11 protein-coding genes and 1 tRNA gene are annotated in these 14112 nt (G+C 57.2%); 9 read left to right on the top strand and 3 right to left on the bottom strand.

Translation table 11 applies throughout. The annotated features are described in order from the left end of the window. Nucleotides 1–70 precede the first annotated feature (70 nt). The 4 genes from glyQ to CFT65_RS02455 all read left to right on the top strand — a co-directional run bounded on the left by glyQ (nt 71) and on the right by CFT65_RS02455 (nt 3878). Entirely contained in the window at nt 71–1096 is a 1026-nt protein-coding gene (gene glyQ / locus CFT65_RS02440) for a glycine--tRNA ligase subunit alpha (RefSeq protein ID WP_088826447.1), read from the top strand. 2 nt (nt 1097–1098) lie between these two features. Further along, nucleotides 1099–3180, top strand: a complete 2082-nt coding sequence (gene glyS / locus CFT65_RS02445; RefSeq protein WP_088826448.1) for a glycine--tRNA ligase subunit beta — start codon at nt 1099–1101, stop codon at nt 3178–3180. 28 nt (nt 3181–3208) lie between these two features. After that, nucleotides 3209–3766 (top strand): D-glycero-beta-D-manno-heptose 1,7-bisphosphate 7-phosphatase, encoded by a 558-nt coding sequence (gene gmhB, locus CFT65_RS02450; protein ID WP_088826449.1) that lies wholly within the window; start codon nt 3209–3211, stop codon nt 3764–3766. A 35-nt stretch (nt 3767–3801) separates the two neighbouring features. Further along, nucleotides 3802–3878: transfer RNA gene (locus CFT65_RS02455), tRNA-Pro, on the top strand. 91 nt (nt 3879–3969) lie between these two features. On the opposite strand, the gene CFT65_RS02460 is transcribed toward CFT65_RS02455, so the two are convergent. After that, nucleotides 3970–5526: a phospholipase D family protein gene (locus tag CFT65_RS02460; protein ID WP_088826450.1), complete on the bottom strand. Its 1557-nt coding sequence runs from the start codon at nt 5524–5526 to the stop codon at nt 3970–3972. Nucleotides 5527–5772: 246 nt separating this feature from the next. Here CFT65_RS02460 and CFT65_RS02465 point away from each other — a divergent pair, with 246 nt between their 5' ends. Next, nucleotides 5773–6399 (top strand): peroxiredoxin, encoded by a 627-nt coding sequence (locus CFT65_RS02465; RefSeq protein WP_008176637.1) that lies wholly within the window; start codon nt 5773–5775, stop codon nt 6397–6399. A gap of 170 nt (nt 6400–6569) precedes the next feature. After that, entirely contained in the window at nt 6570–7115 is a 546-nt protein-coding gene (locus CFT65_RS02470) for a rhodanese-like domain-containing protein (protein ID WP_228705766.1), read from the top strand. A 45-nt stretch (nt 7116–7160) separates the two neighbouring features. Here CFT65_RS02470 and CFT65_RS02475 read toward each other — a convergent pair whose 3' ends face one another. Both CFT65_RS02475 and CFT65_RS02480 read right to left on the bottom strand, forming a co-directional pair. Then, nucleotides 7161–7604, bottom strand: a complete 444-nt coding sequence (locus CFT65_RS02475) for a hypothetical protein (protein ID WP_088826451.1) — start codon at nt 7602–7604, stop codon at nt 7161–7163. Nucleotides 7605–7774: 170 nt separating this feature from the next. Beyond that, nucleotides 7775–8683, bottom strand: a complete 909-nt coding sequence (locus tag CFT65_RS02480) for an MBL fold metallo-hydrolase (protein WP_088826452.1) — start codon at nt 8681–8683, stop codon at nt 7775–7777. A gap of 281 nt (nt 8684–8964) precedes the next feature. Here CFT65_RS02480 and CFT65_RS02485 point away from each other — a divergent pair, with 281 nt between their 5' ends. From CFT65_RS02485 to CFT65_RS02495, 3 genes are all read left to right on the top strand, one after another. Then, a complete protein-coding gene (locus tag CFT65_RS02485; protein WP_088826453.1) occupies nt 8965–10233 on the top strand; it encodes an NAD(P)/FAD-dependent oxidoreductase in 1269 nt (422 codons plus the stop codon). Between the two features lie 128 nt (nt 10234–10361). After that, complete coding sequence (locus CFT65_RS02490) at nt 10362–12737, top strand: EAL domain-containing protein (protein ID WP_088826454.1); 2376 nt, start codon at nt 10362–10364, stop codon at nt 12735–12737. Between the two features lie 24 nt (nt 12738–12761). Continuing rightward, complete coding sequence (locus tag CFT65_RS02495) at nt 12762–14057, top strand: sensor domain-containing diguanylate cyclase (protein WP_088826455.1); 1296 nt, start codon at nt 12762–12764, stop codon at nt 14055–14057. Nucleotides 14058–14112 lie beyond the last annotated feature (55 nt).

Genomic DNA, 14112 nt, shown 5'->3' on the forward strand with positions numbered 1-14112 from the left:
GCGCCTTTTTTCGGAGTGCCCCGAAGGACAACCGGGGCGCCACACACAGACTGATCAGCAGGCAACCGTCGTGACAGACAAGGCAAAGCAACAGACAACTCCGGATATCGGGACCTTTCAGGGCCTGATCCTGGCTCTGCAGAATTTCTGGGCGCAGCATGGCTGCGTGGTTCTCCAGCCACTGGACATGGAAGTGGGTGCCGGCACTTTCCACCCGGCCACCTTCCTGCGTGCCATCGGGCCGGAAACCTGGAACGCCGCCTACGTTCAACCCAGCCGCCGCCCCACCGACGGCCGTTACGGTGAGAACCCCAACCGCCTGCAGCATTACTACCAGTTCCAGGTGGTTCTGAAGCCATCGCCGGACAACATCCAGGAACTGTACCTGGATTCCCTGCGGGCGCTGGGTCTGGACCCGCTCGTTCACGACATCCGGTTTGTGGAAGACAACTGGGAGTCCCCGACGCTGGGCGCCTGGGGCCTGGGTTGGGAAATCTGGCTGAACGGCATGGAAGTGACCCAGTTTACCTACTTCCAGCAGGTCGGTGGCCTGGAGTGCTTCCCGGTTACCGGCGAGCTCACCTACGGGCTTGAGCGAATCGCCATGTACCTGCAGGGCGTTGACAGCGTTTACGATCTGGTCTGGACCGAAGGCCCTGACGGTGTGGTCACCTATGGTGACGTGTTCCACCAGCAGGAAGTGGAGATGTCCACCTACAACTTCGAACACGCAGATACCGAGTTCCTGTTCCACAGCTTCGACGTTCACGAGCGGGAAAGCGCCCGGCTGATCGAAGCCGGCCTGGCCCTGCCGGCCTACGAACAGGTGCTCAAAGCCTCTCACACCTTCAACCTGCTGGACGCCCGTCATGCTATCTCGGTAACCGAGCGTCAGCGCTTCATCCTGCGGGTTCGCACCCTGGCTCGTGCCGTCGCCCAAGCGTACTTCGACAGCCGTCGCTCACTGGGCTTCCCGCTGGCACCCGATGCCCTGCGCAAGGAAGTCCTGGCCGCCGCCGAGGCCGCTGACGACAAGGCGAAAAGCAAGAAGGGCAAGAAAGCGAAAAAGGCACAGCAGGAACAGGGGAACGCATAACCATGGCAACACAGGATTTTCTGGTCGAACTGGGTACCGAAGAGCTGCCCCCCAAGGCCCTCAAGCCGCTGTCTGACGCCTTTACCCAGGGCATTGCCCTGGGCCTGGAAGAGGCCGGCATCGAATTTGGCAAAGTGGAAAGCTTCGCCGCGCCGCGCCGTCTTGCAGTCCGTATCCGGGATCTGGCTGACTCCCAGCCGGACAAATCGGTGGAAAGGCGTGGTCCTGCGGTCAGGGCCGCGTTCGACGACGCCGGCAATCCAACCCGTGCGCTGACCGGCTTTGCCACGTCTCTGGGCGTTACCCCGGACCAGCTCGACACCCTGGAGACCGACAAGGGTGCCTGGGTGGTCTACCGCACCGTAGAGCAGGGTAAGCCCACCGTGGAATTGATGCCGGAGCTGGTGGAGCAATCGCTGGCAGGCCTGCCGATTCCCAAGCGCATGCGCTGGGGCGCGCACCGCACCGAGTTCGTGCGCCCGGTGCACTGGGTGGTAATGCTGTTCGGCAACAAGGTCATTGAGGCGCCGATCATGGGCCTGACCCCGGGCAACAAAACCCGGGGCCATCGCTTCCATTGCCCGAAGTCCCTGATCATACCCACTCCCAACGATTATGAAGTCGTCCTCAAGCAGGAAGGTTATGTCATTGCCGACTTCGCCGAGCGCCGGGAACAGATCCGTGCCGGCGTGACCCAACTGGCCGAGAAGGAAGCCGGTGGCAAGGCCGTCATCGATGAAGACCTGCTGGACGAAGTCACCGCGCTTAACGAGTGGCCAGTGCCATTGATGGGTCGATTCGAGGAACGGTTCCTCGAGGTTCCTGCTGAAGCCCTGATTTCCTCCATGAAGGAACACCAGAAGTACTTCCACGTTGTGGCCGCCGACGGGGAAATGCTGCCGCTGTTCATCACCGTCGCGAACATCGAAAGCAAGGATCCGTCTCAGGTTGTTTCCGGTAACGAAAAAGTGATCCGGCCCCGGCTGTCCGACGCCGCTTTCTTCTACGAAACCGACCGGAAGACAAAGCTCAAGGATCGCATCGATGCGCTCAAGCCCATCGTGTTCCAGGAGAAACTGGGCAGCATCTACGACAAGTCTGTGCGCGTTGCCGCCCTGGCAAAGAAAATCGCCGACGCCATCGGCAGTGATCCTGCCCTGGCCGAGCGCGCGGCCATGCTGGCGAAGACCGACCTGGTCACCGAAATGGTGCTGGAGTTCACCGACCTGCAGGGCATCATGGGCCAGTACTACGCTGCCAACGACGGCGAACCGGAAGACGTGGCCAAGGCACTGAACGAACAGTACATGCCCCGTTTCGCCGGCGACGATTTGCCAACAACCCTGACCGGCTGTGCCATTGCCATCGCGGACCGCCTGGACTCCCTGGTGGGCCTGTTCGGCATCAACCAGCCGCCATCCGGCACACGGGACCCATTCGCCCTGCGCCGGGCCTCCCTCGGCGTGCTGCGCATCATCATCGAGCGCGAACTGCCGCTGGACCTGCAAACCTGTTGCGAGTGGGCCGAAGAGAACTTCACGGTACTGACCGAACAGAACACCGCAAGCACCGTGGTGGACTACATGCTGGAACGTTTCCGTGCCTACTATGACGAGCAGGGCATCGGTGCCGAGGTCTACCTGGCCGTTCACGCCCGCCGTCCGACCCGCCCGCTCGATTTTGACCGCCGGGTAAAAGCTGTGGACGCCTTCCGCCAGCTGCCCGAAGCGCAAGCCCTGGCCGGCGCCAACAAGCGGGTATCCAACATCCTGACCAAACAGGGTGGCGACAGCATCGGTGAAACCGTCGACGCCAGCCTGCTGCAGGACAGCGCCGAAAAGGCCCTCGCCGAGCAGGTCGACCAACAGTCCGCGAAAGTTGTGCCGCTGTTCGAAAACGGCGACTACGCCAGCGCCCTGAGCTCACTGGCCAGTTTGCGGGCACCGGTGGACAACTTCTTTGATGAAGTGATGGTCATGGCCGACGACGAGGCCGTAAGGAACAACCGGCTGGCGCTGCTGAACCGTCTGCGCAACCTGTTTCTGCGCGTTGCGGATATCTCCCTGCTGCCCACAGCAGGCTGAGACCAGTTTCAGAGGCACACGCACAGCGATGTTGATCATTCTGGACCGGGACGGGGTCATCAACGAGTACGATGGCAACTACATCTGCTCAGCAGATGAATGGCTCCCCATTCCCGGCAGCATAGAAGCGGTGGCCCGGCTCTGTAATGCTGGGCACCGCATCGCCATCGCCACCAACCAGTCCGGCATCGGTCGGGGTTACTACGACACCGACGAGCTGGACGCCATGCATGCAAAGCTGGAGCACCTGGTGGAAGCCCAGGGTGGCTGCATCGATTTCATCGCCTACTGCCCCCACCATCCCGACGACCAATGCTGCTGTCGCAAGCCACTGACTGGCCTGCTGGAGCAAATCCGCAAGCATTTCCATCTCGCCAGCCTTGAAGGCGTCATCATGGTGGGTGACAGCCGCAAGGACCTGGAAGCCGGCCATACTGAAGGTTGCCACCCGGTACTGGTACGAACCGGCAATGGCGAGGAAACCGAACGCCATCTGGACGCCAGGCCCATACCCGGTGCCAATGTGAGTATCTACGATAATCTCAGCAAATTTGCGGGCGCCCTTTTATCTGCCGAGGGCTGGTAAAACCATAGTGAATCCGTATAATACCGGCCGTTGATCGGCGTGTGGCGCAGCTTGGTAGCGCACTTCGTTCGGGACGAAGGGGTCGCAGGTTCGAATCCTGCCACGCCGACCACTTTCCCGCTTTTTACTTCTTTTTCCATCTCCTGCTAGAAGCTTCAGTAGACCAAAAAATGCGCCAATGCATGTGATCACGATCTATCTAGTTACAGCAACGGCTCAACCGGCAACAACGAAAACAGATACACCAAAGCCCTCTTGAAGGCGCCGATGTTGGGCTCATGACGGTGCTCGACAGTTTCCGTGCCGTTGAATGCCAGCCAACGCAGTTCACCCTCGTCGTCCAGCACTACCTCATAGGCCGCCAGCCTTACCTGCTCGGGAAAGGCCGATTCCAGGGCCTTGGCCAGTTCCCGGCTCCTGATCAGAAAACCCAGCTCGGTGTTCAGATTCGCTGAACGGGGGTCGAAATTGAAGGAGCCAACAAAAAGCGTCTCGCCATCCACGGCAAAGGTTTTTGCGTGAAGGCTCGCGGCGGAGCTGCCGATAATGCCACCCGGGCTCGGCTTCCCGCCTTCGCTCTCCGACCTGAATTTGCGCAGCTCGAACAACTCAACCCCGGCCTGTAACAGAGACTTCCGGTATTTCGCATAGCCTGAATGCACGAGGGCGACATCGTTGGCCTCCAGGGAATTGGTAAGGATCCGCACCTCCACACCGGCGTTTTCAAGGTCGCGGAACAGCTCAACACCACCGTTACCTGGAACGAAGTAGGGCGAAACCAGGGTCACGGTCTTTTGGGGTTCACCCAGTGCCAGGGCGAGCTGTTGGCTCAATAGACCCTGCTCTTCTTCGAGTCCCTGGGCCTTGGCCGGATCGTCGCTCACCATCTCGACCGGCGCCCACACAAAAGCGAGTTCTTGGCCCAGTAGCTCCTTGAAAAACTCTGAATTCTGCAAAGCAGCCACAAAGCGCCGGGCTTCATCATTCCGTTCAGCCCCAGCAAGACTGGTTCCCAGGGCATCAAGATCCTCATCACTTGCCTCCGACAACAACCGGTCCACAGGGTACGCTGACTGACTTGCCCAGTAGCGATCAAAATCCCTGGAGACAAGACCGACCACCGGTCCGATCGCCAGGACATCCAGGTCCGAGAAAAGCGCACCCCCGCCGACCCCGAAATACTCATCGGCAATATTGCGGCCGCCAATTATGGTGGCCTGGTTGTCAGCCGTGAATGACTTGTTGTGCATCCGGTGGTTCAGGCGACCAAAGTCGGTCAGAAAGCCAAGGGTCCTGGAACTGCGGATCACGAACGGATTGAATAGTCGAACCTCAACGTTGTCATGGTGATTCAGCGCCGCCAGCCAGTCGTCCATGCCGGCGATGCCGTTGTCATCCAGAAGCAGTCGAACCCGAACGCCACGCTCGGCCGCCCGATACAGCGAGTACAGAAGCAGCTTGCCGGTAATATCGTCCCGCCAGATGTAGTACTGAACATCCAGGGAGGTGTCGCTCGCCTCGGCGAGCAACGCGCGAGCCACAAACGCGTCGAGGGGATTCTCCAGCGTGGCAATGCCACTCAGGCCAGGATGGCTTTTGATTTCGTCACCAACTGCGCGGCCAAGGCGAGTATCTGCCGTCTGCTCCTGAGCAAACGTTTCAGACTGTGATCGGTCTTTCAAAGAAGGCAACGCGCAACCTGTCAGCAGACCTGTGAGCACGACAAGCAGGAGAGTGGAGGTGATTCGTCTTTCGATCATTGTCTCAATGAGCCATCACGTCAGTAGTCAATCAATTGGAAGCATGGCACAAAAAACTCGCTTAACACGCTCCAAGCTCTCGGTCGCGAAAGATTGCGCATTCAATAGCTATCATCGCAGCTTCAATTCGTTAAGCCTATTTGTTCTATAGATATAACTATATTGGCTAATGTCTTCTGACGGGTTATTGTTACTTGGACATCAAGAGGCAATCCGCCTCCAGCAAAACCCGACAGGAGATTCATCATGAGTTTATTGCTTGGCTCTACCGCCCCGAACTTCACCATCGACAGTACCGCCGGCCAGATCAACTTCCACGACTGGGCAGGTGATTCCTGGGTATTTTTCTTCAGCCACCCGGCCGACTTTACCCCGGTATGCACCACTGAGATGGGTCGCACGGCTCAGCTGGCGAAAGAATTCGAAGCCCGCAACGTGAAGCCCCTGGGTCTGTCCACCGATACCGTGGAAGAGCACGTCAAGTGGATTGAAGACGTCAACGACACCCAGAACTGTGACCTGCAGTTCCCGATCGTGGCCGACGCCGATCACAAAGTGGCCGAGCTGTATGAAATGATCCACGCGGGTGAGAGCGAAACCGCAGCCGTGCGAAGTGTGTTCATCATCGACCCGGACAAGAAGATCCGTCTGACCATGACCTACCCGATGGCCGTAGGCCGTAACTTTGACGAGATCCTCCGGGTTATCGATGCCCTGCAAACTGGCGATGCCAACAAGGTTGCCCTGCCGGCCGACTGGCGCAAGGGTGACGATGTGATCATTCCGCCCTCCATTTCCAACGAGGAAGCGAAAGGCCTGTTCCCGCAGGGTTGGAACGAGATCCGTCCGTACCTCCGCACCACCAAGCTTTAATCTGGTTCGCGGGTAAACAAAGGGGGCTTGCCGTTTGGCGGGCCCCCTTTTTGCGGTTTGATCTCGATCAAGCCAACGCCTACATGCTTATAACTCTATTGAGGGTGGCGGTCATACAGGCGTATGTTGAAGAAAGAATAGGGGCCACCCGAATTCAGGAGAAAACCATCATGAAACAGATACTCACAGCCCTGCTTGCCACTTTCGCCATTGGCTTCAGCGCCCAGGCGGAAGAAGCGCTATCCCTCACCCCACAGGAAACCTATAACATGGTTCAGAAGCAGGGGGACCAACTCCTGTTTGTGGATGTCCGGGATCCGGTGGAAATCATGTTTATCGGCTTTACCGACGTTATAGACAAGAATATCCCGTTCAAGCTCGCCGATCGCTCCGACTTTCTTGCTGACAAGGGCCGATTTGCCATGAACACCAATCCGGAGTTCGCGGCGCAGGTAGAAACAGCTCTCAAAGAAAAAGGCCTTAGCAAGGATGACCTGGTCATCACCATGTGCCGCTCGGGTTCCAGCCGTGGCAAGCCGAGCGCGGAATACCTGCTGGAACGCGGCTTCACCAATGTGAAGTACATTGACCACGGCTTTCAGGGAAGTGGCGCCAAAGAAGGCGAAAAGAAAGGCATGAGAATTGTAAATGGCTGGCAGAACGAGGGTCTGCCATGGTCCATGACGCTCAACCCCGAGAAGATCTATCGTCCTTGAGTCGGATGTAAACGCCCGGGGTCAATGGACCCCGGGCTTTTAAACTCAGAAGGTAAAGGTACGTATCTTCGAATTCAGCATCTGGCCGGCCATTTCCGGCGGCATGGCAACGCCTACGCCGTCAGTCAGATCGTCCTTTCCATAATCACTGTTCGGAAGATACAGCGCACAGACTTTCGCTTCGCCACCCTGCTTGAGCAGGCCACGCAGCATCTGCCCCGGAGTTACATCCTTTGGCTTGAGAGCCGGTGCTTCGTAAGATTTCAGCGCCAGATCACCGGCTTTGTCGCACAGCAGCACGTTTACCTTGGCTCCTTGCTGGGCCATGGTGTTCGAAAGCACCATCGCCATGCCCTGGGTCTGCAGCGAATCGCTGGACAGGATCACCAGCACTTCTTCGACACCGCCTTTGTGACTGTCGGCGTGAACACTGAAAGGTACGGCTGCAATCAGCGCAGCGGCGGCGATGGCTTTGATTGATTTGATCATAGGGAAAACTCCTTTTTGGTTGATCGAAAGACTCCGCATCCAATGTATCTCGCCAGGATGCAGCCTTCAGTGACAAAGTCACTTAACCCGGTCAAATGATGTTTGTTCAGCCGATAAAAAAGCCGGGCTCTCTCGGCCCGGCAAAGGGGTTGTTTGCTCAATCTCCAGGTTTATTCCCAGGCGGCACCCTCAAGTGCATCCAACGGAATCTTCAAGTACCGTTTGCCGTTGGCTTCGGGCTCCGGAAGCCGTCCTCCACGTGTATTGACCTGCAGAGCATGCAGAATCAACTTCGGCATCGGTAGTTCACTGTCCCGGGTATTTCGAAGTTCCACGTACTCTGCTTCCGAGGTCTCAGCCAGATGCTTGTTGGCCTGCTTCTGCTCTCCAACTGTGCTTTCCCATTCGGGTTCACGGCCACCGGGCATGTAGTCGTGGCCGGTGAACAGCCGCGTCTCATCCGGCAGGGCGAGGATGGCCTGGATGGAATCCCACAGTTGATGGGCGTCTCCACCGGGAAAGTCCGCTCGGGCGGTGCCGAAATCCGGCTGGAAAATAGTGTCGTGCACAAAGGCCGCATCGCCAATCACATAGGTGACAGAAGCGAGGGTATGTCCCGGCGAAAACATCACACGGCCCTGGAGGTTACCAACCCGGAACTCGTCGCCGGCCCGGAACAAATGGTCCCACTGTGAGCCGTCGGCGGGAAAATCAGGCCAGTTATAGATACCTTTCCATAACTCCTGAACGCCGGTGACATAGCCACCGATGGCAGTCGGAGCGCCGGTCTTCTCTTTCAGGTACTGGGCTGCCGAGAAATGGTCGGCGTGCGGATGGGTATCCAGGACCCACTCCACTTCAAAGCCCTGTCCGCGCACATAGTCCAGGAGTTCGTCAGCATGGTATGTCGCCGTTGCGCCGGACTTTTCATCGTAATCCAGTACCGGATCAATGATGGCACACTGTTTTGTCTCCGGATCACTGACCACGTATTGGACACTGAACGTGCGAGAGTCGAAAAAACCAGCCACATCCGGAGTGCCGCCGTGTTTTGCAGGTGATTGCTGGAATGTCCTCATAAGTGCGTCCTCCTAAAGGTTGAAAACGCGTGATTGCTTAACTTGGTTATTAGCATATAGCTATAAGATTCATGCTTCCAATTGAGGTGATCCATGGCATCAATGCCCAAAAGCTAACACAACAGGGTTTTTGATTATAATTATCTAAGTTTATAGCTCTGCACTTGAGCTCCTGCTCGTAATATTCTTATTTAGTCTAACGATAGAACCTATTGTTTGGTACGCTTTGACATATCTCAAGCTCACTCGCACACAGCAAACAAAGACAAGAGGTTCGAGGCATGATTACCAGCACCACCGCCACAGGCAACGTTAAAACTCACACCGTCGTAATCGTGGGCGGCGGGGCAGCCGGTATATCGGTGGCATCGAGCATCCACAAACGGGATAGCACTATCGACATCGCCATCGTCGAACCAGCTACCCAACACCACTACCAGCCCGGCTGGACCATGGTGGGAGGGGGCGTCTTCCGGCCCGAGGTCACCTCCAAACCCATGTCAAAAGTCATGCCAAGGTTCGTGTCCTGGTATCAGCAACCAGTGACCGCCATCGACCAGGACAACAACCAGGTTACGCTTGGTGATGGTTCTTTCATGGCCTACAAAGCCCTGGTGCTTGCCCCCGGCCTGGAACTGAACTGGGGCGGCATCGAAGGCCTGGAAGAGGCACTGGGCTCCAATGGGGTCACCTCCAATTATCGCGAAGGCATGGCAAGCTACACCTGGGACATGGTTCAGCGGCTCAAGAAAGGCCGGGCCCTGTTCAGCCAGCCGCCAATGCCAATCAAGTGTGCCGGCGCGCCCCAGAAAGCCATGTATTTGTCTGCCGATTACTGGCTCAAACACGGCGTTCTGGACAACGTGGACATTCAGTTTCATAACGCCGGCGCCGTTCTGTTTGGTGTCGCCGATTACGTCCCGGCCCTGGAGGCCTACATTGAAAAATACGGCATTGACCTGAATTTCCAGAGCACTCTGGTTGCCGTGAACGGCCCCTCGAAGACAGCGATATTTCGATCAACCGATGGCGAGGGCAACAGCCAGGAGCGCGAAGTAAGCTTCGATATGCTGCACGCCGTGCCACCGCAGCGGGCACCAAAGCTTATCCGGGAATCTGCCCTGGCCAATGACGGCGGCTGGCTGGATCTTGAAGACGACACCCTGCGCCATAAAACCTACCCCAATATCTTTGGACTTGGGGACGTGAGCGGAACCGGCAACGCGAAAACCGCTGCTGCAGTTCGCAAGCAGGCACCGGTGGTCGCCGAAAACCTGGTGGCCACGCTCCGAAACCAGCCGCTTGAAGCCGCCTACCTGGGCTATGGCTCCTGCCCGCTGACGGTGGAGAACGGCAAGATCGTGCTGGCAGAATTCGGCTATGGCGGAGTACTCCAGCCCAGCTTCCCGAAATGGATCAACGATGGCACCAAGGCCACCCGGGCCGCCTGGTGGTTGAAGGCCAAGCAGCTGCCAACGCTTTACTGGCACGGGATGCTGAAGGGGCACGAGTGGTTGGCCAAGCCGGCACCGCGCTCAACCGGGCAGTAGCCCCCGACAAAGCTGGCCAAAGTCGAAAAATCCCCTCATAGTGTGAGAGATGGGGCGGCATACGAACCAGCTCCACGAACTGGTGGTAAGGTTCAGATAAACGCTGAACCTTGTTCGGAGGCTGGCCAATGTCAAACCCGGGTATCGAGAAACGCAGACTGGTGGCGCTCCAGAGACTCGGTATTCTCGATACACCACCAGAAGAGCGCTTCGAACGGCTGACCCGGATTGCGAAGCACTACTATGGGGTAAAAACCGCGCTCTTCTCGGTTCTGGACGCCGAGCGCCAGTGGTTCAAATCCCGCCAGGGGCTGGACGCATCCGAGACACCCCGTTCGGTTGCCTTCTGTGACTATGCTATCCAACAGGACAAAATCCTGCTGGTGGAAGATGCTGCCAAAGACCCCCGTTTCCGGAACAACCCTCTGGTTACCGGCAAGCCTCACATCCGTTTCTATGCCGGTATGCCGGTGCGCGAACCCAGCGGTTTCAAGATCGGCACGCTTTGCATTATTGATGACAAGCCGCGCAAGTTCATGGAGATCGAGCTGGACGTGCTGCGCAGCCTTGCAAGTATTGTGGAGGACGAACTTGAAAGGGCTTTTCTATCCTCGACAACGGGCGAGTATGTCAAAGCCTCCCACCTCAGCCGCGCCATTCACCGGGCTCAGAATGTCTTTTTGACCAGCGATAACGAACACGCTGCCTTCGCGCTATTGCTCAATGATCTGCTGGCGTTGACCGGTAGCCAGTTCGGATTCATTGGCGAGGTGCTCCACCGGGACGACGGTGCACCATTTCTCAAGATCGGCGCAATAACCAACATTGCCTGGAGTCCGGAAACCCAGGCGCTTTATCAGGAGGTTGAGCGCCGAGGCATGATTTTCGACCGCCTCGACAATATCCTCGGCCTGCCCATGACCACGGGCGAGGTCATCGTTTCTGACGAGGTGGCCTCAGACAGCAGAGCGAAGGGCCTGCCAGAAGGCCATCCCCTCATCAGTGCTTACATCGGTATCCCGGTTTTTTCCGGGGATCAGCAAATCGGTCTCATCGGTCTGGCTAATCGCCTGGGCGGTTACACTGACAGACTGGCCGAAGAGCTCGAACCCCTGATGCAGACTGTGGGCAACCTGATCGAGCGTAAGCGCCTCTATCAAGAGAAGCGGGAACACCAGAAGCATCTCGAGCAGGCAGCCAATTACGATGCACTCACCGGCCTGCCGAATCGGCGCCGGATGACCGAACTGTTTGAACAGGAGTTGTTCGAAGCCAACCAGCGCCAGGGTTTGGTCTCAGTATGTTTTATTGATCTCGATGGCTTCAAGGAAATCAACGACCAGTATGGCCATGGTGTCGGCGACGCTGTGTTGAAATCGGTCGCCGATCGGCTTCTTTCGAGCGTCAGGACTCACGATGTGGTTGCACGCCTCGGCGGTGACGAATTCGTGGCCATTTTAAGGGATGTCGACGACGAACGAGTCTATGCCCGGCTCCTGGAAGCTATCCGCCAGCCGATAACTTACAAGCGCAATGTGTTGCATTTGTCCGGCAGCATGGGTGTTACCGTTTACCCTGAGGACGACTCGGACACCGACCAGCTTCTTCGCCACGCGGACCAGGCCATGTATGCCGCCAAGGAGGCCGGTAAAAATCATTACGTGCTGTTTGATCTGGATTCTCACTACTCCCGGAAGGAACGAGTCAAAGTCATTGAGCAGATGGGTGACGCTCTCGAGCTTGGCCAGCTGGAACTTTACTATCAGCCGAAGATTCACTTCCGTGAAAGATGTGTGGAAGGCTTCGAGGCACTCATCCGCTGGAATCACCCCGAGGATGGCCTCCTGGGCCCTGGCCATTTTCTGGACCACATTGAATACACCGAGTATGCCCGCAAGGTCGGCAACTTCGTGCTGGGTGAGGCCATCTCACGCCTACAGGAGTTTCACACCAGTAAACTACCGTATTCCCTCAGCGTTAACCTGAGCCCGTCGCACTTTCTGGGCCCGGGCTTTCGGGACGACCTGGAAGCTGCCCTGTGCGATTGTCCGGTAGCGATACGTTCGCGCCTGATTCTCGAAGTTCTGGAAACGACCGCGCTGGACGATACCGACCGGGTTCTCGAGAACCTCAACGCCTGCCGTGAGCTGGGCGTTGACGTCTCGCTTGACGACTTTGGCACCGGCTACTCTTCCCTGGATCTGTTCCGTCGGCTGGCCGCCCAAGAGATCAAGATCGACCGCTCGTTCGTATTTGATATGCTCGAAAATTCCGACAGTGACATGATTGTCAGCGCCATCATCAGCCTCTCGAAAAGTTTCCGACGTCGGCTTGTGGCGGAAGGAATTGAGTCGGCACAGGTAGAGGCTAAACTGGTGGCATTGGGATGTGATCTGGGCCAGGGTTTTTTCTACAGTAAACCACTGCCCCTAAAACAGGCCCTCGATTGGTCACAGCGTTTTGACTGGGGAAACCGGGACAAGCGGAACGACTGGGTAATCTGAACGTCGTACTCAGAGTGAAGGTACATGGAACTGACACCGGAAATCCGACTGAAGGCAATTCTTGAAGGCACCGGAGCGGGTACCTGGGAATGGAACCTTGATACCGGGGAGGTGATCTATAATCCCCGCTGGGCAGACCTTCTCGGTTATCAGCTCGAGGAGCTCCAACCCGTCACCTTCAAGACCTGGGAAAACCTTTGTCACCCGAAGGACCTCCAGAAGGCCCGCGAAGCTCTGGCCCGCTATCTGGATGGTGACTCCCCTCAGTTCGATTGCGTCGTCCGTATGCTCCACAAATACGGTGACTGGCGCTACATCCACACCCGCGGCACGCTGCTTACCGATGAACAGGGCCTGGATACCCGCTGGCTGATGGGAACGCACCTGGATGTCACCCGGGAGAAACTGAGCCAGCATCAGATGGAGCAGCTCGCCAAATCCCTCCCGGGCATTATCTACATCTTTGTGCTGGAACCGGACGGTCGCTACTTTTTCTCCTATCTCAGCGACAAAACCTGGGATTTTTACGGACTGACGGCAGAAGAATGTCTCGCTGATCCCGACAAGATATTCAACCTGATCCATCCGGATGATCTACCGAGGGTGCACGATAGCATTGCTATTTCTGCCGAGACGCTTGAAGAGTGGGTTTGCGAATACCGGGTCCAGACCAAACGCGGAAGTTATTGGCTCAAAGGGGTATCTCGCCCTGAAAGGGACCCTGATGGCCGGATCAGTTGGCACGGCATGACCATCAATATCGATACCCAGAAAAACCTCGAGCTTGAGCTGGAGCAACTCTCGATTACCGATGAGTTGACCGGATCGTACAACCGGCGGTATATGCTGCGGAAATTAGAGGAGTCCGTGGCGCAGGGTGAGCGGTACGGCGATACCTTTTCGCTGATCTCTCTGGACATCGATTTTTTCAAAACCATCAATGACTCCTACGGGCACCCCACCGGCGACGCCGTGCTGCAAAGGTTCGCCGATATCATCGAATCCAGGACCCGCAAATCCGATATCGTTGCGCGCACCGGCGGTGAGGAATTCATTATTTTCATGCCCAATACCGGGCTGTCGGAAGCCAGCCAGGTGGCGGAATCCCTGAGAATAGTCCTGCAAGCAGAAAGCTTTGTCAGTGCTGAAGGAGAAACCTTCGGCATCACCTTCAGTGCCGGTGTGGTTAACTGGTCAGGGTCCGGGTCAGAGTCCCAGACCACGTCCGTGCGGGCTTTACTCTCGGCCTGCGACCAATCAATGTATGCCGCCAAGAGAGCAGGGCGGAACCGGATAGTGGCCGATAGCAACGGAGAATGATCCCGGCGCAACATTCAACGTATTCATTACGCCCAAAACAATCAGCAACGGAGAA

The sequence above is a fragment of the Marinobacter sp. es.048 genome, assembly GCF_900188435.1.
In the GTDB taxonomy this organism is placed as follows: domain Bacteria; phylum Pseudomonadota; class Gammaproteobacteria; order Pseudomonadales; family Oleiphilaceae; genus Marinobacter.